16 protein-coding genes and 3 pseudogenes are annotated in these 23,807 nt (G+C 37.1%); 12 read left to right on the top strand and 7 right to left on the bottom strand.

The annotated features are described in order from the left end of the window. The 6 genes and pseudogenes from EWZ81_RS08455 to EWZ81_RS03970 form a co-directional block, all read left to right on the top strand. Window positions 1–441, top strand: a pseudogene (locus EWZ81_RS08455) (hypothetical protein); the annotation flags it as partial. Window positions 442–575: 134 nt separating this feature from the next. Next, a pseudogene (locus tag EWZ81_RS03990) lies at window positions 576–2,782 on the top strand (competence protein). Window positions 2,783–2,785: 3 nt separating this feature from the next. Continuing rightward, window positions 2,786–4,186 carry a hypothetical protein gene (locus tag EWZ81_RS03985; protein ID WP_165549093.1) on the top strand — a complete coding sequence of 467 codons (1,401 nt, stop codon included), beginning with the start codon at window positions 2,786–2,788 and terminating at the stop codon, window positions 4,184–4,186. 51 nt (window positions 4,187–4,237) lie between these two features. Continuing rightward, window positions 4,238–4,516 carry a hypothetical protein gene (locus EWZ81_RS03980; protein WP_165549092.1) on the top strand — a complete coding sequence of 93 codons (279 nt, stop codon included), beginning with the start codon at window positions 4,238–4,240 and terminating at the stop codon, window positions 4,514–4,516. A gap of 1 nt (window position 4,517) precedes the next feature. After that, window positions 4,518–5,780 (top strand): type IV secretion system protein, encoded by a 1,263-nt coding sequence (locus EWZ81_RS03975; RefSeq protein WP_165549096.1) that lies wholly within the window; start codon window positions 4,518–4,520, stop codon window positions 5,778–5,780. A gap of 72 nt (window positions 5,781–5,852) precedes the next feature. Continuing rightward, a complete protein-coding gene (locus EWZ81_RS03970; RefSeq protein WP_165549091.1) occupies window positions 5,853–6,536 on the top strand; it encodes a CAAX protease in 684 nt (227 codons plus the stop codon). 81 nt (window positions 6,537–6,617) lie between these two features. Here EWZ81_RS03970 and EWZ81_RS03965 read toward each other — a convergent pair whose 3' ends face one another. From EWZ81_RS03965 to pyrB, 7 genes and pseudogenes are all read right to left on the bottom strand, one after another. Then, window positions 6,618–7,676 carry a tyrosine-type recombinase/integrase gene (locus EWZ81_RS03965; RefSeq protein WP_165549090.1) on the bottom strand — a complete coding sequence of 353 codons (1,059 nt, stop codon included), beginning with the start codon at window positions 7,674–7,676 and terminating at the stop codon, window positions 6,618–6,620. 402 nt (window positions 7,677–8,078) lie between these two features. Then, window positions 8,079–9,151: pseudogene (locus tag EWZ81_RS03960) on the bottom strand (ATP/GTP phosphatase); the annotation flags it as partial. A gap of 131 nt (window positions 9,152–9,282) precedes the next feature. Next, window positions 9,283–9,852 carry a restriction endonuclease gene (locus EWZ81_RS03955; protein ID WP_165549089.1) on the bottom strand — a complete coding sequence of 190 codons (570 nt, stop codon included), beginning with the start codon at window positions 9,850–9,852 and terminating at the stop codon, window positions 9,283–9,285. Window positions 9,853–9,855: 3 nt separating this feature from the next. Continuing rightward, window positions 9,856–10,479: a neuraminyllactose-binding hemagglutinin family protein gene (locus EWZ81_RS03950; RefSeq protein ID WP_165549088.1), complete on the bottom strand. Its 624-nt coding sequence runs from the start codon at window positions 10,477–10,479 to the stop codon at window positions 9,856–9,858. Further along, entirely contained in the window at window positions 10,473–12,128 is a 1,656-nt protein-coding gene (locus EWZ81_RS03945; protein WP_165549087.1) for an ABC transporter ATP-binding protein, read from the bottom strand. Before EWZ81_RS03945 ends, EWZ81_RS03950 begins: the two co-directional genes overlap by 7 nt. A gap of 91 nt (window positions 12,129–12,219) precedes the next feature. Then, window positions 12,220–13,659 (bottom strand): outer membrane beta-barrel protein HofB, encoded by a 1,440-nt coding sequence (gene hofB / locus EWZ81_RS03940; RefSeq protein WP_165549086.1) that lies wholly within the window; start codon window positions 13,657–13,659, stop codon window positions 12,220–12,222. Between the two features lie 253 nt (window positions 13,660–13,912). Further along, window positions 13,913–14,836 (bottom strand): aspartate carbamoyltransferase, encoded by a 924-nt coding sequence (pyrB, locus tag EWZ81_RS03935; protein WP_165549085.1) that lies wholly within the window; start codon window positions 14,834–14,836, stop codon window positions 13,913–13,915. Window positions 14,837–14,902: 66 nt separating this feature from the next. On the opposite strand from pyrB, the gene EWZ81_RS03930 reads away from it, so the two are divergent. From EWZ81_RS03930 to EWZ81_RS03905, 6 genes are read left to right on the top strand one after another with little or no spacing between them, the layout of a single operon-like run. After that, window positions 14,903–15,418 (top strand): hypothetical protein, encoded by a 516-nt coding sequence (locus tag EWZ81_RS03930; RefSeq protein WP_165549084.1) that lies wholly within the window; start codon window positions 14,903–14,905, stop codon window positions 15,416–15,418. After that, on the top strand, window positions 15,418–16,125 hold the full coding sequence (gene tlyA / locus EWZ81_RS03925; protein WP_165549083.1) for a 23S rRNA (cytidine-2'-O)-methyltransferase TlyA: 708 nt from the start codon (window positions 15,418–15,420) through the stop codon (window positions 16,123–16,125). Before EWZ81_RS03930 ends, tlyA begins: the two co-directional genes overlap by 1 nt. Further along, window positions 16,091–16,933 carry a bifunctional riboflavin kinase/FAD synthetase gene (locus EWZ81_RS03920; protein ID WP_205250226.1) on the top strand — a complete coding sequence of 281 codons (843 nt, stop codon included), beginning with the start codon at window positions 16,091–16,093 and terminating at the stop codon, window positions 16,931–16,933. Before tlyA ends, EWZ81_RS03920 begins: the two co-directional genes overlap by 35 nt. Before the next feature lie 46 nt (window positions 16,934–16,979). Further along, on the top strand, window positions 16,980–18,905 hold the full coding sequence (gene tkt / locus EWZ81_RS03915; protein WP_165549082.1) for a transketolase: 1,926 nt from the start codon (window positions 16,980–16,982) through the stop codon (window positions 18,903–18,905). Then, window positions 18,902–21,238 (top strand): ATP-dependent deoxyribonuclease AddB, encoded by a 2,337-nt coding sequence (addB, locus tag EWZ81_RS03910; RefSeq protein WP_165549081.1) that lies wholly within the window; start codon window positions 18,902–18,904, stop codon window positions 21,236–21,238. Before tkt ends, addB begins: the two co-directional genes overlap by 4 nt. Further along, entirely contained in the window at window positions 21,235–23,778 is a 2,544-nt protein-coding gene (locus tag EWZ81_RS03905) for a DNA translocase FtsK (RefSeq protein WP_165549080.1), read from the top strand. Before addB ends, EWZ81_RS03905 begins: the two co-directional genes overlap by 4 nt. The last annotated feature ends 29 nt before the right edge of the window (window positions 23,779–23,807 follow it).

Below are 23,807 nucleotides of genomic sequence, written 5' to 3'. Positions count from 1 at the left end.
TTAGAAAACAATGAAATAGACGCAAGAACTTTCAAATCATGGGAGTTTGGAAGCAAAGAAGCAGGCAAAGAAAACGCCTCTATGAGTTAAGAATTAACACAAAATAATTCTAAATTATCTCATTTTAATGAAAATAGCATCGCTCAAAATAGTGTAGGACAAAATAATGTAAAAGAGCCTAACACTAAATCTAATAATTCTAAACAAAATCATTTGCTTTCAAATTCGGATCTAACTTCAAATACCGATTACAACAAGCTTGTAGCGGATATGTTTGAAAATCAAATGGACGCTAATGGCAATTATGTTGGCAAAAAATTTAGTACACAAGCTTACGACAACAAAACTCCCTATAAAGTCGCTACCGGTAATGCTAGTGAGCATAGTGCTTATTTGTATTCAAAAAAAACTAAATCCAAAGATGTTGGAATGGAGCGCTAATGAAAAATCAACACAAAAATCCCCCAACAAAAGCTTTTTTAAATAATGTCAAATGGCGTGATTTACGCTTGATGATGCAAGTTAATCAAGCGTTTAAAGTTTTTAGTGGAATTGAAATAAAGGAGCAAAAACAAATGAAAACTTATCCATATAACCATTTTTTATTTTTCTGCTTTATTCTAGGAGCGTTTTTATTAGGTTTGCTTAGTCCAGCCTATGCTTTAAGCATTATCACCACTAAAGAAATTGACGCTAATTTGCCTAATGGGGCGATAGAAAGCAGAGTGGTGTTAGGCAAGAGGGTGTTTAAAGTAGAAGCTCATGGTTTTATTTTAGAAACAATGCAACTAACAGCATAGATATAGAAATCACCAGTCTTTTAAGAGACAATCAATCGTTTCCTTTGACTAGCAGCGCTAAAACCAGTTTAAAAATACCTCCTAACGCCAAGATTAAAAAATCCACTATCCTTGTTTTAAAAGGTGAGAATGCTGAAGAAGTGGCTAAGATTTTAGGTATTAGCAAAGAAGAATACCAAAAGCTAGAAAACATCGCTCAAACTAACGCTACCAATGACCCTATGTATGCTAACACGCCTTTTAGTAATGGCTCTGATAGTTCCGCTTACGATAACAATCGCCCTAGCAATAACGCTATCAATGGTAAAGATGGCGCAAATGGGAGTAATGGCTATGGGATAAATGGCAACGATGGGATAAATGGGAGCAGTGGGAGTAATGGTGCAAATGGAAATAATTCAAATAATAATGCAGTAGGCAGTGGTATTGATACAGATGGCGTGTTAGGGGTGGATGGGGTGAATGGATCTAACTCTTCAAGCGGCGGCTCTGTAGGGGGTTATGAGAATAATTTCACTAATCATGGCTCTACTAACAATAACACAGGAGGGTATGACAATTTTAATAATGGCAGCTCAAGTGGTGGGGGGTTAGGGAATGGGGGGCTTTTCCCTATTCCTTTTGGTAATGGAGACACAAACAATTCCAATAATCCTACTAACAGCCCAACTAATGGCAGTAGTTCTAATAATGCTACTAATCCTAACTCGCAAGAAAACAATTACTCCAGCCAGTATTGTAAAGCGCCTGAATTAAGCCCCAACAACACGATGAAACTAGATGTTATCGCTAAAGATGGCTCTTGTATTTCTATGAACGCTTTAAGAGATGACACTAAATGCGCTTATAGATACGATTTTGAAGCCGGTAAAGCCATCAAGCAAACGCAATACTACTATGTAGATAGGGAAAATAAAATGCAAAATATCGGTGGTTGTGTGGATTTACAAGGCGCTCAATACGCCATGCAACTTTACAAAGATGACAGCAAATGCGCCTTACAAACCACGAGCGATAAAGGTTATGGTATGGGGAAAACTCAAACCTTTCAAACTGAAATCGTGTTTCGTGGGATGGATAATTTAATCCATGTCGCTGTGCCTTGCAGCGATTATGCAAGGGTTCAAGACAGGATTGTTAGGTATGAAAAAAATGATAAAACCCAAACCTTAACGCCCATAATAGATCAGTATTACAATGATCCCAGTAACCCTAACAAGCAAGAGATTTTAAATCGTGGGATTGCCACCCAATTAAGCTCACAATATCAAGAATTTGCATGCGGTCAATGGGAATACAATGACGCTAAATTAGAAGCCAAAAGACCTACAATGCTAAAAAGCTATAACAAGCTTAATGGCGAATGGGTAGAAGTTACGCCCTGTAATTTTGAAGCAGGGATTAAAAGCGGTGCGGTTGTTAGCCCTTATGTGATGGGCGTGTCTAGCTCCAAAGTCTTAAGCGATATTACTACAAGCCATTATTTTAGGATAGAAAGGAAAAATTATGGTGAGAGGGAACAATGCCAAAAACCTTATGGAGTTAATCGTTGCCAACCGCAATATTTCCATACTAATCCTAGTATCACCGATTGGAATGCCACTTACAAAACCACTACCACTCAAACCACTCAACCTTATTTACGCCCAGCCCAAGATAATGAAACCCCCACAACCTATAATCTTATCACCACTCAAACCACCATCAACAGGACTCAAAGCGTTTTGAAAAACGAATTGCATTTGAGTAATGATTATTTGAAGTATGTAGAAATCCATCAAGGCTATTACAAAGATAATGATCTTAAACAATCGCAAGGCTATATTGATTGGACTAATTACTACCTCAATCAAAGTGAAGGCTTTTGCTCTCAATATAACATTTGGAGTGAAAGCACAAAAATTGGTAAGAATTGGTATCATTGGCATGACAATAAAATCTCTTGCGCTCAAAGACTGATTTACAGGCCTTTTCAAGGATAGGGCATGAAAGCGTTAAAGACTTTTTTAAAAAAATCCCTTATTCTGTTACTAGTAATTGCCTTAAACCACTTAAACGCTATGGCTATGATTGTGGATAATCCTACGCAGAACGCTTGGAATGGTGCTAAAAGAGCATGGGATGAAAGCAAGTGGGCTAAACATTTAGCCACTATCACTGAAAGGATCAAGCTCGCTCAAGACACATTAGATAGGTCTAATCAGACGCTTAATTCTATCAACAAAGTGAATGATGTTTTGAACAAAACCAATCAATTTCTAACAGGCAGTATTTTAAGCGTCCCCAATCCCATGCAGTATGTGGAAAAAATCCAAAGTTTTGCCAAACAAGTTCAAGCCAATGCTGAAAGGATCAAAGAAAATGCACAAAACTATGATATACGCAATCAAATTGCAGCCAAACGAATCTCTGAAAAATGCCCTGAACTCAATTGGGATGTCAGTCAGGACGCAAGCCCTACAGAGAAAAACTTACACCAATTTTTCACGAGCAAGGGGAAAGAAAGTGCTGACACAAAGGCTCTAAAGGATTTTGCTAACGCCATAGGCAACACTCAAATTGGCACGGCGACCGATTTAGGAGCCGGACTTAAAGGCAGAGCCTTATTAGAATACATTTGCATTCAAAAAGGCAATTTAGAAGCGGCTAAAAAAATCCAATTATTAGACAGCCAAATGACTTTAGTTCTACTCAATAACGACTATACGGCTTATGAAAAACTTAGAGCTGAAAAAGAAGAATTAAAAAGACAAATCGCTTCAAATGTGTATGCTAAAGTCAAACAGCTTGCTGTAGCTTCCCAAGATAGAGCGTTTAGTCAAATGGATAATGAGTTGGGTGTTAAAACTTTTGGGTTTAACGATGAGAATGTTAAAAAAGGTTATTGCAAAAAAGAAAACAGAAATGGCAAAAGCGAGTGCATCCCTAATATGCTCAATGTTAATCGCTTAAAAATGCAATTTGATGAGCTTAATTTAGATTATAGTAGGGATATTGCTGGTAAAAAAGGTGAAGCAGCCGCTAAAGTGTTCAATGACTACAAACACCGATTCCAGCAATTAAGCGTAGAAACTGCTTTAGAAATCGCTCAAAATTTAAGCTTCATGAATAAGACACTAGGTTTGATGGTGCAAATGCAAAGCTATGCATTCAAGCAACAAATGGGCTATTTTGAAGATATTATTCCTACTGACGCTCTAAAAGATAACAAAGAGCATCAAGAAAATCTTAAACAAAAACAACAAGAAATAGAAAAAGTCTATAGGGCTAAATTGGACGCTTATGGTTTCCCTAATGGTAGTGTAGGAAAGGCAAGTGGCGTGAATTCAAATAGTAATAATGAAGCTCCAAGCTCTGATAATATTCAGTCGTTTAATCCGTATTGAAATAAGGGTTATTGTGTTAAAATTAGTCAAATATTTTAAAAAGGATTTTGTATGTTTAAAAGCAGATTAAATTCATGGATTTTGTTAGGGATTTTTGGGCTTTTAGTGGTGGTTTTTTGGGATGTTATAAAATACAAAATAGAAGATTTGCAACATGATCATTATCTATCACAAGTGAAAGAAAGGGAAGAATATTATAAAAACCATATAGAAGAAGCTTTGAAAAAGGATAGCGAATGCTTTGAAAAAGGAGGTGATAAAGTGGATTGCTCGGCTGCTATGAGAATAGCTGCTGGTGAAAGAAATAGAAGAATGTTGGAGATTAAATAACATGGCCCCCCCACTACTTGCCTTGCCGTTTCTTTCTAATCCTTTAGTGCTTGGCGCTTTAGCTATCATAGGAACGGGTGCTTACTTACTTTACAATAAGCAAGATTCTTTAGTTGTGCAAGCAGATGGGCTTTACAGCGAGATTCTTGGGTTTTTTATTTCGTTTTCTAACAAGATCTTGAAGGGAATTGGCGAGCCTTTAGCCAATGTTGTCCAACCTTTTGGTATGGTCTTAGGGGTGCTTTTGATCCTTTTGTATTCCTTTAAACGCTATCAAAACAATGATTTATTTGAAATCAAAACCTTTTTAATGCTTTTTGTATTTGTTGGATACCTTTCTTTATATCATTACGCTTTTAAATCTGATGGTTCTAGTAGCGGTAATGGTCGCTCTAGTTTTGCCTTTCAAAATCATGTAACAGAAATTTTTGACACGCCTGCTAACTTGCTAAATGCTGGGATTTCTAATGTGGTTAAGGAATATCAAACAAATAGTGCAGGAGAATATAAGAAGATAGACGCACGCCACAGCATCACTAACGCTAACATTTTATTCCATGTCAGACAAATTTTAATTAGTTTGAATAAGCTATATGAAGACTTCACAATTAATAATGGGCTATCACCAAAAACTCTTATTGCAGCTGTTTTGTTATTAACTATTTTAGGATTAGAATTGTTTTTGTTATTCAAAGTTTTCTGTTATGTTTTTATGACTTATTTAGAAAAAATTATTTACTTGTCTTTAGTTATTTTTATGTTACCGCTAGGTTTTTTTCAGCAGACTAGAGGTTTTTTAGTGTCTTATGTGAAAAAGATTATCTCATTGACTTTTTATATGCCTCTATTATTGCTATTAGTGTTATTCAACTCTTTTGCATTACAATACGCAATCAAAGTGGGAGGGAGCAATGAAATAGTGGCTAAATTTGGCATTATTGTAGTAATAGGAATTTCACTGACATTCATTCAAAAAGTCCCCGAAATGATTAACGCTATCTTTGGCACACAAGGTGGTCTAACGGATGCTAAAAGCTTTGTATATCAGGGGGTGCAAATGGCTAGTGCTGGAGCTGGAGCCGTAGCTGGAAGTCTTAAGAGTGTGGGTCGTTCAGCGTTTGGCAGAACGCTAGAAGCTTATAAAGACGCAAAATCTACAATAAACAGCACCACGGCTAACATGAGAGACATGCCAGGACATCCTGGTGTTAGAGTGGGTGTGGAAACGATTGAACTTCCCAAGTCTCACAGAGCTAGTAAATGATAAAGGTCATTTTAGGGCAATTTTTGAAAATTATTTTTAGTGATAATTTTTCAAAAAACCTTAAGAGGAATCATGTTAGATTTACAACATTTCAAAAATGATATTGCACTCATTTTATCTAGAGAAAGATTAGATACTTATGACAGCCTAGAGCAATACAAAGAAAATTTAAAACTTATTTCTTTCATCACGCCTAAAATCTCTAGCTTAGAAATTTATTTACGCAACGCTTTAGATTATTGTTTAACCCAAATCAAAGGGAGTGATTGGGTATTTAGTGAAGATTCTTTAACAAATTTAATTAACGAGCAAAAAGAAAAAAAGAAAGAAATCACGCATTCTTTGATTTTATCTAAAATGCCTTTAGGGGCGGTGATTAAGCTTATTTTTTGTTATAAATTAGAGGGGGTAATATTAGATTTAAAGCACATCAATTTCAAATCCTATTACCCCAATAATAAAAATGCATTATTTATCAACAATAAAAAAAATCCATTATCTAGTGCCTCAAAGGTTCATATTGCTTTAAACTTACTATGGACAATTAGAAATCGTGCGTATCATTGGGAAAACTTACTCAAAACCAAACCAAACAACCGCCCACGCATTACGACTTATTTCACTGGGTTAAAAGACAATGATAGGGCAAAAATGTCTATGAATATAAGTGTAGAACCAAGTAAAATCGTCTTGTTTTTAGATGATTTAATTAAAAGCATTGGGAATAAAGACTTGGAAAATTTGAGTAGTTTGTAAAAAAAGGTGGGCTTCGGTTAGCCCATTGAATGTAAATGCATTATAACTCAAAAATCAAAATAAATCAAATTTCTTAAAAACCTACTCGCTTTTTTCATTTCTTAATAACCCCCCTAACACAAGAGCCACTCTTTTATTGTGTTCTTGAGTGGTATGGATATAGATTTTAGTAGAAAGCAAAGAACTATGCCCTAACGCTCTTGAAGTTAAAACCAAATCCTGTGTTTCATCATAAATAAAAGTGGCAAAACTATGCCTAAAAAGATGCAAACCTAATCCATAAGATTTTACATCAACATTAGAGAGCTTAAAAATTTTAGCGATAAAGCCCTTTAAAGAGCAAGTTTTTTGTGTGGTGTTGTTTTTTGCTTTCTTAAACACAAAACGCCCCTTAAAACTCTTTAATCGTTTAGTATCGATTAGCCACGCATTCAAAGGAACTTGCAAAAACTCTTTTTCAATATAAGCGTATCTCTCTTTGTTGTTTTTGCCTTTGATTAAAAGGCGGTAGTGGTTATTTTCTAAAGCAATGTTTTTTAGCTCCAAATCTAAGGCTTCAAACTTCCTTAACCCCCCTAATGTAATAAGCAGTAAAATACACTGATTGCGTTTTTCAAAACTGGTTTTGGGATGGTATTTTAGAAGAGCTTGGACAAAAGCCTTAAAATCATTTTTATTCAAATGTTTAGGCAAATGCATTTCTTTCTTGGCAAACGATAGATTTTTAAGTTCAAAATCAAAGCTATAGTTTCTTTTTCTGTCTAAATAATCAAAGAATTGTCTTAAAACCATCACATATTTAGCCATAGAGCTTGGTTTCCTGTTTTTGGCTAATCCAAATAAGAAGTCTATAACCTGTTCTTCTGCTAGATTGCGCAAGGATTTGAGCTTAATCTTATTATCAAAATATTCAAAGAACAAAAACAAGCCTTGCATCATAATCGTATGCCTAACGCCTTGATTATAAAGCTTGTGATTGAGCTCTTTCAATGCGATAAGACTTTGGCACTCTAAAACTCTATCTTGCCATTTTAAGATCAATTCCAAATCATTCACGCTTTGAATGCGTATCATTGTTTTAAGATTATAGTGCAAAAATGACTTAATATTATCAAACAATTCCCTACTAACCCTACTCATTTTACAACATCTTTCTCCCTTAATTATTTTTAATCAATAAAAATTATCTTGTAAGATTAAGAATGAGACTTTTTTCGCAACAATAACGAATTAAATAGCCTAAAAATTTAAGATTATTTTAAGCTTTTGAGCTCCCATGAATACGATGATTAAACAGAAAGCGGAAAAAATTTTCCGCATAATTATATTGTAATAAAGGGAAAGAAGTTTTTGTTTTTTTGATGAGTAATATTAGATCATGTAGTTATTAGTGCTTTCAAAAAAAAGAAAGGATAAAGGAAAAATAGAAAAAAGAATGTGAGCTTTAATGGAAAATAAAACATTCTTTAAGATTAGTTTTGTAGATTTTTGGTACAATAACAGAGTAATTATCTTGTAGATTAGATTTAGTTTAAAAATTGCATTCTTGAAATAAAGAGATAAATTTTCTCCATAATAAGGCTCTGCAACGATTAAATCATCGTATTGTTCTAAGCAAAACAACTTAGTTTGATGCACAAAATCCTTTTCTCTGATAACTTGATCTAAAATTTCTATAAATTCTTGGTTGTGGGTAGTCATAAACACTTGCAAATTACCATCTTTGTTGTCGTTGATAAAATCAATAACACACCTTAATAATAATTTCATGCGAGAAAAGTGTAAGCCATTCTCCACTTCATCAATATAAATCGTTTTTGCGTTATCAGCCATAAAAGCGCTTACAATATGCAAATATTTCTTCAAACCATCACCAAATACAGATAATGGGACTTTTTCTTTGATATTTTTCACTTTTAATTTGAGTTGGTTGTTGGTGTTAAAGCTAATAGATTGGATATTGTTATCAAATTGATTAAGATGTTTATTTAATTCTTCTTCTAATTGGTTGTTACTGCAAATTTTACTCACCGCTTGAATCATATGAGCTTGCCTGTAAGCAGCATCGCTAGGTATTATGACAGTGCTTTCAAAGGGTAAAAGTTTTTGCAATTGATTAGGATCAAAATTCTTAAATTGCCTCTTGTAGCCTAACTGATTAGGAATTTCAGCAATATTTAAGTGATCGTTATAGATTTCTTCATTATTTTTTTAAGAGTGAAATTGAGCTGAGAGGGCATTTGAGTTTGTTCTGCTGTGGGTATTATTTGCGACTCTATTACCTTTTGGTCTTCACTGGCTATGAATTTTATTTGCAAATCCAAGGTCTGATTGTTGTCTAAAGTTATAACAATTTGTATTTCTTCCTTAGTGTCCAAACCATAAAACATCAAGTTCTTTGATTCTGTTTTTAAAGGCTCTTTGCGTATATTGTCATAAATTTCTGTTAGATTAGCGCATGGGTGCATGGATTTTCCCACTAAACAATACAACGCTTCTAACAAATTGGATTTACCCACATTGTTCCCACCAGTAATAATGTTGAGTTTGGTAAAACCATCAATTTGAGTTTCCTTAAAATTCTTAAAGTTTTTAATGCGAACAGACTGAATCATTGAACCCCTTTATCCAAACAAAAATTGATGCTAAATTTTCATATTATAACGCATGCGATTACGAAAAAATTAATAAGAAATAAATAAGAAATCATAAAAATAAAAGCATTATATAAATTATCCTATTTGGATTAGTTTTTCCCACCCAAAAATTTGACCCATTCGTCTCTATCAATCAAAAGCACTTCGTTAGCTTGAGCCAATTTTTGAGCGGCTTGCGTGAAATAGCTGTTGGTGATCACGCAAGCTTTTTCGCAAGCGTAATAAGCTTTAGAAGAGACCACCTCTTGAATAGCTTTGGGCGAAACTTTATGCGAGTAGCGTTTGGCTTGAACCGCCCATTTGACGCCATCTTTTTCTACAATCAAATCCGCTCCATAATCGCCGCTTTTTTGAGTGATTGTAACTTCAAAACCCTTTGAAGTGAAAAAGACTTTGGAATATTCTTCAAATTCAAAGCCGTTCATGGCGTCTATTTTTTGCAAAATGCGTTTGAGTTGGCGCTTCTTATACGAAGAGATAACGCCTTGAAAAAGCACTAACATGGAAAAAACGCCAAGAAGCGCGAACAATTTTAAAAGCAAATCGTTAGCCGAGGTTACTAATTTCAATTCTAGGGCTTTTTCCAATAAAACATTCCATGCTAAATAGATCCCTACCGAAAACAAAACAACAAAAATAAAAAATGCAATCTTTTTCATGCCCTAAAGCCACTCTGCATTTTCTATAGCGTTCAAACGCTTTTCTAAACCCTCCATAAGAGAATAGTAAGCCTTATTAAGGGCTTTGATTAAAGCGTTATGATAGGTTTTATCCTCTTGAGAAAAAAGAGAGGGGTTATCGCCCAAACGATTAGCGTAATAAACAGGCACGCTAAAAGAGGTGGGGATTAAAAGGGTGTCAAACGGGCAAGTTGTTTGCGGGGTGCATTCTAAAATCAAGCTCGCTTGAAGGTTTAAAAAACGCATGACGGATTTTGGGTCAGCGTTAGGCTCAATCGTCTTTTTAAGCCTTTCTTTAATGGCTTTTAAATCTTTAGGACTCTCTTCAAAAGAAAAAAAAACATTGCCTGAAACATTGATGGTAAAAGCGCTTTTATCTTTTAAAAAATAAGCGATTTGTTGGATGATTGCTTTTTTAAATTCTTTTTGGTAAAAGGGCGGCACAAAACGGGCGTTAAAAAAGATTTTAGGGGGGGTTAAAGTGAAAGCGGTTTTTAAAGGGCTATTTTTGGGGTAATCTTTATATTTTAAATGGAGTGTCGTTTTATTGAAAAACTGACACCCTAGAAAAATAAAAACAACACCAACGCTTAAAACCCTTAGCATTCTATCAAACGCCCATGCTCTAATTTCACATGCTTAGTGGCTAATTTTAGCGTGCTTGGGTTGTGCGAGATGAGAATGATCAAACGATTTTGTTTCAATTCTAAAATGCTTTGTTTAACGCTCTCTTCTGTGTGATTGTCTAAAGCCGAAGTGGCTTCATCAAAGATTAAAACTTGAGCGTCTTTATATAAGGCTCTTGCAATGGCGATTCTTTGGCGTTGGCCACCGCTAAGGTTAGTGCCAAATTCATCTAAAACGCTCTCTATCCCATGAGGCATTTTTTCTACAAAATCTAAGGCTTGGGCTTTTTTTAGGCATTCTTTGATTTTTATTTCATCAATTTCTAAGCCATACGCCACATTTTCAGCCACGCTCCCGTTAAAAATAAACACCCTTTGAGTGACAACGCTAATCTTTTCCCTCAAGGATTTTTGAGTGATGCTTTCTATTTTTTGATCATTGATGAAAATTTCGCCCTTGCTTGGCTCATAAAGGCGTAAAATTAAATTCACTAACGAGCTTTTACCGCTCCCGCTTTCGCCTTTTAAAGCGATGATTTCATTTTGTTGGAATTTCAAACTAATATCGCTTAAAACATAGCGCTCTTGATTATCTAGTGCATAAGCCAACCATACCTTTTTAAATTCAATGGTGTGTATAGCGTTATTTAGCGTTAATTCCCCATCAACAATAGCCGGCTCTCTTTCTAAAATCTCATGGATCCTGTCGCTAGCGACTAAGGCTTCTTGAAAATTAGAAACGATCCTAGTTAAGCGTTTGATCGGCGTATAGAGCATAAAAAGGGCCGTGATGAAAGAAAAAAACGCCCCCACGCTAATATGACCTCTAATCACTTCATTCCCCCCTAAATAAATCACTAACGCTATAGCGATAGAGCCTAAAAACTCCATTAAAGGCGAAGAAATTTCAGCCACGGCGATGTTTTTGATACCGATTTTAAAAAATGCTTCATTTTCTTTCACAAAAGCCTTATGCTCTAATTTTTCGCCATTAGAGATTTTAATCGCTTCCACATTGTTAAAGACTTCACTCAAACGAGCGGTGATTTTGGCGTTACTCTCTTGATGGGATTTAGCGAGTTTTTTAACCTTACGAATGATTTTACTGATAGGAATGGCGGCTAGGGGCATGATCACTAGCCCCACTAACGCTAATTTAGGGCTTTGATAAACCACCACCCCCACTAACCCAACAACCGTTAACCCCTCTCTTATGCTCTCTGAAAGGTAATTGGACAAACTCGCTCTGATCAAACCTATATCATTGGTGATCCTTGCGATCAATTCGCCCTTTTTCGTCCTGTTAAAAAAATCCATTTCCATTTTGAGAAGGCTTTCTAGCATGGTGTTGCGTATTTTTTTGACAATATCAAGCCCGATAAAGTTAGTGAAATAAGTGCCTAAATACATGCCCCCACTCTTGCCTAAATACGCCAAAATCACCAAAAAAGGTAGGATTTTAAGCATTTGAGTGTCTTTATTGATAAAAATTTCATCTAAGGTGGGCTTGACCAAATAAGTCCCCCAAGCCGTGCTTAAAGCCACCACTAAAGAAGAAAATAAAACCACTATAAAACTTTTATAATGCTCTTTAAGATATTTAGAATAACGCCTGAAAAAGAATTTCAAATGTTTAACCTTATGGATTTGATGAAACTCGTATTATAGTGTTTTTATTAAGGGATTTTTAACGCTTTAATAAACAGCTTAAAGCGCTTGATTAAAATTTAGCGCTAAGAGTTGTCATCAAATGGCTCCTGTCTGAATAAAGCGCTTTAGAGCCGGGTGTGGGCTTATAACTCCCTACCGTAAAGCCTGCATGCGTCATCACGCCAAAATACTCTAATTTCACGCTCGCTGTCAAACTCTTACTGATCTTATAGCCCACATTAACAGCCGCGCTCGCTTCATTGGCTAAAGTGCCGCTAGTCCAACGCCATAAAGTCCCCCACAGCCACTTTTTATGCACGCCCCCACCAAAAACCCAGCCAGAGATGGCATCAGCGGTTACCACATGGCTTATCGCTTGCCCTATATCATAAACGCTATTGGTCCAAAAATCAATGCCTAAAGGGTTTCCTGTCGTGCCGATGTAAGCGTTTGCGTTTTTCCATACTTTATAAAACGCTCCTCCAAAATTGAATTCATTGTAATCAAATCGTTGTCTAATGAGCAAGCTTTGCCCGGCAGTGCCTGCTTTTATAGCGTAACGATAAGTATCCCTTTTTAAGGGGTCATGAACAGGGAGCAAAATATAGGCTTTTGTTTCTGATCTAAAGCCCACGCCATCAAAATTAGGGTTACTATCATAGCCTACAACCACCCCAGGGCTGTAATAAGTCCCAGGCGAAAATTGGAAAAAAGGGCTGACGCTAACCCCTTTTCTTTCATAAGTGTAGTTCACTAAATGGATACCATAATTTAGAGTGCGCCCGTTTTTAACCACGGTTCTTGGAGAGTAAAAATCATAAATCCACTCCCCATAAGCGAACGCCCTACCCCATGAGCTAAACCACCATAATTTGTGGCTTGCTTCATTTTTATCCTTAACTTTAGCGCTGATTTCAAAGCCTTGCGTGTAACCGCTCATATAAGGAGCATTAGATTGATAACGCCCTCCTTTAGCCGTAAAAATATCCTTATAGCGGTATTCTAAAAAAGCGTTATTCATCAAATAATTACGGCGGATTTTATTAGCCCTAGCGTTCCCGCATGCTATGGAATCAATCACTTTGCCATCAGATCCAAGCGCGCACTCATGGATACTCGTGCCATCAAGCAAGGCTCTTTTACCCCCTAAATAGCCATCCCAATAACCGATGTAGTTATAAATAACCGATCCGCCTTGATTGAATTTGGTGTCATCATAAGCGACCCCTCCTAGCGTGCCACCAACTTTTCCCTCTAAAACATGCCCTTGATCTTTAAGGTCTTTAGATAAAAAATCCGCATAAATATTGCCTTGACCTACAGCGGTTACAAAAGTCTCTGTAGGATAAATCCCCCTAGCTATATCAATCTTTTTTTTATTAAAGCCAACTTTAGAAAAGGACTCCGCCAAAACTTCAATTTTATAATCAAACGCTTGCAAAGAAGCGCTCAAACTCAAAACGTATAACCCACAAAAAACTTGATTCTTTAAAGGCGCGCTATTTCTCATTTTTTCCCTTTTAATATCCAATACATCTTAAAGACTACAATTCTTAACTGATCTAAAAAACAAAGAAGCATAATCAAGCTATTTATTTACTTTTAATTAACTCAACTGTTTTAGATTATAACGAAATTTTTTTAGTTTCATCATAAAATGAGATAGAGTAAATCAAAATTTAATCAAAGTGGGGTTTTTGTGCTGTTTTACAACCAAACCCATTTTTTTAAAAAATGCCAAAAAGTGTTTTTAAATTTGATAATCAATCTAATAGCAAAAACTCCAACACCGCCATGCGCATTGCCACGCCATTTTTGACTTGCTCTAAGACTTTAGATCGCTTGTCTTCTAACACCGCGCTTTCTATATCAATATCCCTATGCACCGGGCCTGGGTGTAAAATAATGACCTCTTTATTTTTAGCGTGATCCTCTAGGCGTTTTTGGGTGATGCAATAAGCGTTGCCGTAATCTTTCAAGCTCGCAAAAATGGGTGCGTTGTGCCGTTCGGTTTGGGTCCTCAAGCTCATTAAAATGTCAGCAAATCCTATCGCTTCTTCAACGTTGTGCGTCGTTTTTAAAGGAGTGCTAGGGAGCATGGAGCTTGGAGCGCACAGCATGATCTCAAGCCCTAGCCTTTGGAGTAATTTAATGTTGCTATTAGCCACTCTGGAATTTTTCACATCGCCTATGAAAGCGATTTTCTTCCCTTTTAGATTTTCTAAACTGCCAAAATGCCGATAAAGGGTGAGCAAGTCTAATAAGGCTTGGGTAGGGTGAGCGCTTGTGCCGCTTCCTGCGTTAATCAAGGGGCATTGTGAAAATTCAGCCAATTTAAAAGGCGCGCTTGAAAAAGCATGCCGTGTGATGATAGCGTCAGGCCGCATGGCATGGATATTTTTAAAAGTGTCTATCAGAGTTTCACCCTTTGAAGTGGAGCTCGTTTGCATGTTTAATTTCACTATTTTTGCCCCTAATCTCAAGCTTGCGATTTCAAAGCTAGACACCGTTCTGGTGGAATTTTCAAAAAATAAAGCCACGATGATTTTATCTTGCATTTTTTCTCTTGTCTCTAAAGACACGGCGTTAAAATCGTTCGCATAAACGCTCGCTTTGTTTAATAAAAGCTTGATTTCATCCAAGCTTAAATCGCTGGTTTGGAGCAAGTGTCGGCATTTTTTTGGCATAAAACCCCCTTTTAGTTATAATATCGGTTTTATTTTAGCTAAAAATGGTAGGGGTTTTAGCAAGGAATGGGCTTGAAAAATCTCTCAATACTTCTGGTGTTTTTATTCTTTTGTTTGGGGTGTGTGAGCAATTTTAATGAAGACACTTACACGCTAGACTTAGTTTTAGAAAAAAAGATCCAAGCTAGCAGGAAAGGCGAAATCACCCAAGATAATGTGCCTATCATCACGGCTATCGCTACGCATTTAAACGATGTGGATAGCGGTGCTTACTATGACCATGAGTATTTCTTAGTGGAGATTTTCACGCAAAATAACGATTGGATTGATGATGGCTATATTTCTTATGAACTTTTTGGCACAAAACCTATAGGAAAAGAGCCTTTATGGGTGCGAGAAATCACAAAAGATGAATTTGATGGCATTTTAGAAACCACGAATCGCTGGAGCAGAGCCTTTTTACTCGCTTTTGACAAATTGGATTATTTAGCGGTGCAAGAAGCCAAACTAGAGCTTGATGCCTATAGTTTAGGCAAGATTGTTTTTAATTTCGCTTATCAAGTCCCCCTACCTCAATTTTAATGCGCTTAGATTACGCTTTATTCAGTCAGCATTTAGTGAGCAGCAGAGAAAAAGCTAAAGCGTTGGTTTTAAAAAATCGGGTTTTAGTCAATAAAATAGTGATCTCTAAACCCTCTTTTATCGTTAAAGAGGGTGATCAAATTGAACTCATCGCTCCAAATCTATTCGTTAGCAGGGCTGGGGAAAAATTAGGGGCTTTTTTAGAAACCCATTTCGTGGATTTTAAGGGAAAGGTGGTTTTAGATGTGGGAGCGAGCAAGGGGGGCTTTAGTCAAGTGGCTCTTTTAAAAGGGGCTAAAAAGGTGCTTTGCGTGGATGTGGGGAAAATGCAATTAGATGAGGGTTTGAAACAAGACAAACGCATAGAATGTTATGAAGAATGCGATATTAGAGGGTTTAAAACGCCAGAAACAATTGATTTAGTGCTTTGTGATGTGAGCTTTATTTCTTTATATTGTATTTTGGAAGCGATTGTGCCTTTAAGCGGTGAATTTTTAGCGCTTTTCAAACCGCAATTTGAAGTGGGTAGAAAAATAAAACGCAATAAAAAGGGGGTGGTGGTGGATAAAGAAGCCATTTTAAACGCTTTAGAAAACTTTAAAAACCATTTAAAAACAAAGGATTTTCAAATCTTAAAGATCCAAGAAAGCTTAGTGAAAGGGAAAAACGGGAATGTTGAATTTTTTATCCATTTCAAGCGAGTCTGAGGTTAAAAGCTTAGCTATCGGTAAATTTGATGGCTTGCATCTAGGGCATCAAGCCCTTTTTAAAGAATTAAAAGACCCCAAAGCCCTTTTAATCATAGAAAAAAAACATTACACTAAAGGCTATTTAACCCCCCTAAAATACCGCGCTAAACTCGTGGGCATGCCTTTATTTTTTGTGTATTTAGAAGAGATCTCACAATTAAACGCCCTAGATTTTTTAGAGCTTTTAAAAAAGAAATTCCCCCATTTAGAACGCCTAGTGGTGGGCTATGATTTCAGGTTTGGGCATGGGAGGCAAAATGACGCTTTATTTTTAAAAGAGCGTTTTGAAAAAACCATTATTGTGTCTGAAGTGAAAATAAAAGAGATTAGCGTGCATTCTAAAACCATCAAATTAGCCCTAAGTCATGGCGACTTGCTTTTAGCTAACAAGCTCTTAGGCAGGCCTTATGAAGTGTGTGGGGAAGTCATTAGCGATCAAGGCTTAGGACATAAAGAATTAGCGCCCACTTTAAATATCAAAACTAAAGATTTTATCCTCCCTAGTTTTGGGGTGTATGCGAGTTTAGTGAAAATAAAAGATCCAATTTATCAAAAAAGCGTGAGTTTTATAGGCGATCGCTTGAGTACGGATCAACATTTCGCCATAGAATGCCATGTGCTTGATGCCATCATAGAAAACCCGCCCAAAGAAATCGCTTTGCGTTGGGTTCAAAAAATACGAGACAACATGCGTTTTTCTTCTTTAAAAGAGCTTAAAAATCAGATCCAACAAGACATCTTAAGAGCCAAAGAGATTTTGAGATAATTTGTGTTAAAATGGCTTTCAAAAACCTTAAAAATGGAAAAATTTGATGCGATTGAGTAACGCTGACTTAGAACGATTAAAAAGCATGGCGAACACGCTTCGTTTTTTATGTGCAGACATGATAGATAAGGCTAATAGCGGGCATCCGGGCGTGTGCTTGGGATTAGCCGATGTGATGGTGGTTTTAAGCTTGCACCTTAATATAAACCCCACCAACCCTAAATGGCTCAATAGGGACAGGTTGGTTTTTAGCGGAGGGCATGCGAGCGCATTAGCGTATAGTTTGTTGCATTTGTGGGGCTTTGATTTGAGTTTAGAAGATTTAAAGCGTTTCAGGCAATTACACTCTAAAACACCAGGACACCCCGAATTGCACCACACCGAAGGCATTGAGATCACCACAGGCCCTTTGGGGCAAGGTTTTGCTAACGCTGTGGGCTTTAGCATGGCGAGTCAATACGCTCAAAACCTTTTGGATAAACAAGCCATTTCTCATAAAGTCTATTGCTTGTGTGGGGATGGGGATTTGCAAGAAGGCATTAGTTATGAGAGCGCTTCTTTAGCCGGGCACCTCAACCTAAACAACCTCATTGTGATTTATGACAGCAACCAAATCAGCATTGAAGGCGCTATTAATATTAGTTTTAGCGAACAGGTTAAAACGCGTTTTTTAGCGCAAAATTGGGAAGTGCTAGAATGCGATGGGCATGACTATCAAGCGATTCATGATGTTTTAGAAGAAGCCAAAAAATCCCCTAAACCCACGCTTTTAATCGCTCATACGATCATTGGTAAGGGGGCTATTGGTTTAGAGGGAAGTGAAAAAACACATGGCTCGCCTTTAAATAAAGAAGTGTTGAAACAATCCAAAGAAAACGCTCAAATCAATCCTGATGAAAGCTTTATAATCAGCCCAAAAAACAAAATGCATTTTGAAGAAGTGAAAGTTAGGGGCGTTAGTTTAGAAGCCTTGTGGGAAAAATCCTTAAGCCCTAAAACAAAAGAAAAAATCCATGCGTTAAAGAATTTTGATTTTAACACCATCCATTACCCCGCCTTTAAAAAAGGCGAATCTCTAGCCACGAGAGTGAGTAACGGCATGATTTTAAACGCTATCGCTAAAGAATGCGAGGGCTTTTTAGGAGGGAGCGCGGATTTAGCCCCGTCTAATAACACGCAGTTAAAACATTCTGGCGATTTCCCTTTAGGGCAAAACCTGCATTTTGGGATCAGAGAGCATGCCATGGGGGCTATCACTAACGCTTTAGCGGCGTATGGCTTGTTTGTGCCTTTTTGCGCGACCTTTTTTGTGTTTAGCGATTATTTAATGCCAAGCATGCGTTTGAGTGCTTTAATGAAACTAAAAGCCCTTTTTATCTTCACGCATGACAGCATTGGCGTGGGCGAAGACGGGGCGACGCACCAACCCATAGAGCAATTGAGCCATTTACGCGCTTTGCCCAACTTCTATGCTTTCAGGCCTAGCGACGCTTTTGAAAATACGGCTTGCATGCAAATAGCGTTAAGTTTGAACGCTCCTAGCGCTCTTATTTTATCGCGCCAGAATTTACCCGTGCTTGATGAGGTTTCTAAAGAACAGGTTTTAAAAGGGGCGTATGTTAAACACCATTCTAAAGATCCCATTATCACGCTTGTTGCGAGCGGGAGCGAGGTCTCTTTAGCTTTAGAGAGCGCTAAAATTTTAGAGCGAGAAAATATCCAAACGCAAGTCATCAGCGCGCCATGCTTTGATTTATTGATAGAGCAAGATGAAAGCTATCTTAAAGAACTCTTTAAGGGCAAAGTCTTAGTCATTGAAGCGAGCCGTGCGATAGAGTGGTATCGTTTTGCGGATAAAATCATTGGCATGGATTCTTTTGGGAGCTCAGCAAAGGGCGATAAACTCTTTGAAAAATTTGGCTTTAGCGTTGAAAACATCACCGCTCAAGCTAAAAGGTTACTCAACGCATGAACTTAGAAAAACTTTTTTTAGAAAAATCCCCCTTGTTTGTTTTTAGCTCCACCAGGCGTTTAAAACATTTCTATTTAGAGCAAGGCGAAGGGTTTTTGCCTAACGCAATGAGCATGGGGAATTTTTTTGAACAGGCTTTTTATATCCCTAATAAAAAGAAAATCCCTAACAGCACGCGCCAAATTTTAATGATAGACACCATTAAGGCTATCGCTAAAGAAAAAAAATCCATTCTTGAAGGGCTTTTACTTTTTGAAAACAGCTTTTTAGGGTATTTGGAAAGCACTTCTTTTTTGTTTGATTTGTTTGATGAGTTAAGTTCTGCTTGTATCAAACTCAATGAACTTTCTTCTAAGGACATTTACTTGGATTATGAAAAGCATTTAGAAGTCTTAGAAATGATTTATGATCGTTACATTAAAAAGCTAGAAGAATTAGGCTTTTATGACAAAATCATGCAAGAAAAGCCCACCATTTTAAAAGAATTTTTTGAGCATTTTTCCTCCATTGAATGGCATTTAGACGGTTTTATGAGCGTTTTTGAAAGGCAATGCCTATTAGAAGTGACGGAGTTAGTGCCTATCACTTTACACTTATCTTGCGATAAATACAACCAAAAATTCTTGGAATTTTTGAATCTCAAGTTAGAGACGGATTGCGATTATTCCATTGATTTTAAAACCCAAAAGATCCTTTCTCAGACACCCAAGCGCCAAAAAATAGAGCCAAAGCTTTATGCTAACTCCAGTTATTTAAAACAAGGCGCTTTAGTTTTACAAACCATAGAAGAATATTTGCAAAAAGATAACGACCCTAATAAAATGGCGATCATCACGCCCAATGCGGATTTTTTACCTTTTTTAAAACTTTTAGACAAAAACAACAATTTGAATTTTGCGATGGGATTAGGGGCTAAAAACAGCCCTTATTATACAGAGCTTGTCAAAATCTTAGAAGATTTACAAAAAAGCGGTTTTGATTTGAGCGCATCGCCTTTATTGGATTTGGAAAACCTTACGCTCCCGCTTTTAGAACAACAAAGCTCTAAAGAAAAAGCACCCTTGAAAGAAGTGCATTCTCAAATCATGCACCAGTATCATCTTTTAAAAGACACGCTTAAAAACTACAGCCTTAAAGATTTATTGCATTTGTATTTGCAAGAATTTGAAGCCAATTTCCGCTTAGACGATTCTAGCGGGGGCAAAATACGAGTCATGGACACTTTAGAAACAAGGGGCATGCAATTTGATAAAATCGTTATTGTAGATTTCAATGAAACTTGTGTGCCAAGCCTTAAAGATTGCGATTTGTTTTTGAACTCTGCTTTAAGGAAATCGCTCAACCTCCCCACTTTATTGGATAAGAAAAATTTGCAAAAACACTATTACTACCAGCTCTTTAAAAACTCTAAAGAAATAACGCTTTCTTATATAGAGAGCGAAACTTCAAAAGCCTCTAACATGCTTTTGGAATTAAATTTGCATATAGAGCCTATCAAAGACGCTTACACGCTTTTTGCAACAGCCCCTTTAAAAGACTACCAAGAAGAAGAAATCAAAGCCGCTATCCCTAAAGATTTTAGCTTTAGCGCTAGCTCATTAAACGCTTTTTTAACTTGCAAGCGCCGTTTTTACTACCACTACATGAAGCGCTTTAAAGAAACTCCTAAAGACGAAAGCAATGGCACTGTGGGCAGTTTGCTCCATGAACTTTTAAAAGAAGCTTATGAAAAAGACAAAAACCCTTATGTATTAGAAGAGAGACTCATTTGGCTCTTAGAAACAAGAGAAAACATTACCCCTAAAGAGCGTTTAGACACTCTTGTAGCGCTCAAAAAAATCCAGGCTTTTTATCTTAAAGAAAAAGAACGCTTTAATACAGAAATCACCATTCTTGATCTTGAAAAAAGCTTTGAAACGATTATTCAAGGCGTTATGTTTAAAGGGCGCATAGACAGGATTGACAAAACGGCTGACAATGAGATTATTTTATTGGATTACAAATTCAAAAGCGATTTGAAATTAGACAACATGAGTAAAACACAAAGAGGAGGCTTAAGCCCCATAGAAATCGCTCAAATCAGCACCGATTACCAAATGGCCATCTATGCGTTTGCCCTTAAAAATCTGGGTTACAAAGAGCCTATAAAAGCCTTTTTTTATGATTTAAGAAAGGGCGAACTAGTAGAAGAAGACGAGCTTGTTTTGCAGGCTAAAATGGATCATTTGGAATTTTCTCTTATCCCCAAGCTCAAGCAAGAAATTGATTTTGAAAAAACTTTAGAGGTTAAAGATTGTGAATACTGCTCTTTTAAAGACATGTGCAACCGATGAAATCTAAAAAACTTTACTTGGCTTTAATCATAGGGGTTTTATTAGCGTTTTTAACCCTATCTTCATGGCTGGGTAATAGCGGTTTAGTGGGGCGTTTTGGGGTGTGGTTTGCCGCACTCAATAAAAAATATTTTGGGTATCTTTCATTCATCAACTTACCCTATTTAGCGTGGGTTTTATTCCTTTTATACAAGGCTAAAAACCCTTTTACAGAAATCGTTTTAGAAAAAACTTTAGGGCATCTATTAGGCATTTTATCTTTGCTCTTTTTGCAATCTAGCCTATTGAATCAAGGGGAAATCGGCAACAGCGCGCGTTTGTTTTTACGCCCTTTTATAGGGGACTTTGGGCTTTATGCGCTGATAATGCTTATGGTAGTTATTTCTTATTTGATTTTATTCAAACTGCCCCCTAAGAGCGTTTTTTATCCTTATATGAACAAAACACAAAACCTTTTAAAAGAGATTTACAAACAATGCTTACAGGCCTTTAACCCTAATTTTAGCCTGAAAAAAGAGGGTTTTGAAAACACCCCATCAGACACTCAAAAAAAAGAAACCAACAACGACAAAGAAAAAGAAAACCTCAAAGAAAACCCCATTAATGAAAACCACAAACCCCCTAACGAAGAATCGTTTTTAGCGATCCCTACCCCCTATAACACGACTTTAAACGATTCAGAACCGCAAGAAGGCTTGGTTCAAATTTCCCCACACCCCCCCACTCATTACACCATTTACCCTAAAAAAAACCGATTTGATGACTTGACTAACCCCACTTTAGAACCCCAACAAGAAACCAAAGAAAGAGAACCCACGCTAAAAAAAGAAACGCCCACCACACTCAAACCTATCATGCCCATATCCACACCCAACACAGAAAATGACAACAAAACACAAAACCCTAAAACCCCAAACCACCCCATAAAAGAAGAAAACCCACAAGAAAACCCACAAAAAGAAAATCTAAAAGAAAATATAGAAGAAAAAGAAAATCTAAAAGAAGAAAAAAGAGAAACAGAGAACGCTCCAAGCTTTAGCCCACTAACCCCCACAAGCGCTAAAAAACCCGTTATGGTTAAAGAATTGAGCGAAAATAAAGAGATATTAGACGGGTTAGATTATGGCGAAGTGCAAAAACCCAAAGATTATGAGCTTCCCACAACGCAATTATTGAATGCGGTTTGTTTGAAAGACACTTCTTTAGACGAAAACGAGATTGACCAAAAAATCCAGGATTTATTGAGCAAACTGCGCACCTTTAAAATTGATGGCGATATTATCCGCACTTATTCAGGCCCTATTGTAACCACTTTTGAATTCCGCCCAGCCCCTAGCGTTAAGGTGAGCCGTATTTTAGGCTTGAGCGATGATTTAGCGATGACTTTATGCGCTGAATCCATTCGCATTCAAGCCCCTATTAAAGGTAAAGATGTCGTTGGCATTGAAATCCCTAACAGCCAAAGCCAAATTATTTATTTAAGAGAAATTCTAGAGAGCGAATTGTTTCAAAAATCCAGCTCGCCTCTAACTCTAGCTTTAGGCAAAGACATTGTGGGTAACCCTTTCATCACGGATTTAAAAAAGCTCCCCCACTTGCTCATCGCCGGCACGACAGGAAGCGGTAAGAGCGTGGGCGTGAATGCGATGATTTTATCCTTACTTTATAAAAACCCCCCCGATCAACTCAAATTAGTGATGATCGATCCCAAAATGGTAGAATTTAGCATTTATGCGGACATCCCTCATTTACTCACGCCCATTATCACCGACCCTAAAAAAGCTATCGGGGCTTTGCAAAGCGTGGCTAAAGAAATGGAACGCCGATATTCTTTAATGAGCGAATACAAGGTTAAAACCATTGATTCCTATAACGAGCAAGCCCCAAATAACGGCGTTGAAGCGTTCCCCTATTTGATTGTGGTGATTGATGAATTAGCGGATTTGATGATGACAGGGGGCAAAGAAGCGGAGTTTCCTATCGCTAGAATCGCTCAAATGGGGCGAGCGAGCGGCTTGCACCTCATTGTAGCGACCCAACGCCCAAGCGTGGATGTCGTAACCGGCTTGATTAAAACCAACTTGCCTTCAAGGGTGAGTTTTAGGGTAGGCACTAAAATTGATTCTAAAGTGATTTTAGACACCGATGGGGCGCAAAGCTTGTTAGGAAGAGGCGATATGCTCTTTACTCCCCCAGGAACAAACGGGTTAGTGCGCTTGCATGCCCCCTTTGCCACTGAAGATGAAATCAAAAAAATCGTGGATTTTATTAAAGCCCAAAAAGAAGTACAATACGATAAAGATTTCTTGCTAGAAGAATCGCGCATGCCTTTAGATTCGTCTAATTATCAAGGCGATGACATTCTAGAAAGGGCTAAAGCGGTGATTTTGGAAAAAAAGATCACTTCTACGAGCTTTTTACAACGCCAATTAAAAATCGGCTACAACCAAGCCGCCACCATTACTGACGAATTAGAAGCTCAAGGCTTTCTATCCCCAAGAAACGCCAAAGGCAACAGAGAGATTTTGCAAAACTTTTAGGCTTTGTTTTCATTAAATGTTGGTAATAA

The organism is Helicobacter pylori (assembly GCF_011140715.1).
Classification (GTDB): domain Bacteria; phylum Campylobacterota; class Campylobacteria; order Campylobacterales; family Helicobacteraceae; genus Helicobacter; species Helicobacter pylori_DA.
The sequence above is the reverse complement of the archived record's forward strand: the minus strand, read 5'-3'. Positions and strand labels throughout refer to the sequence as shown.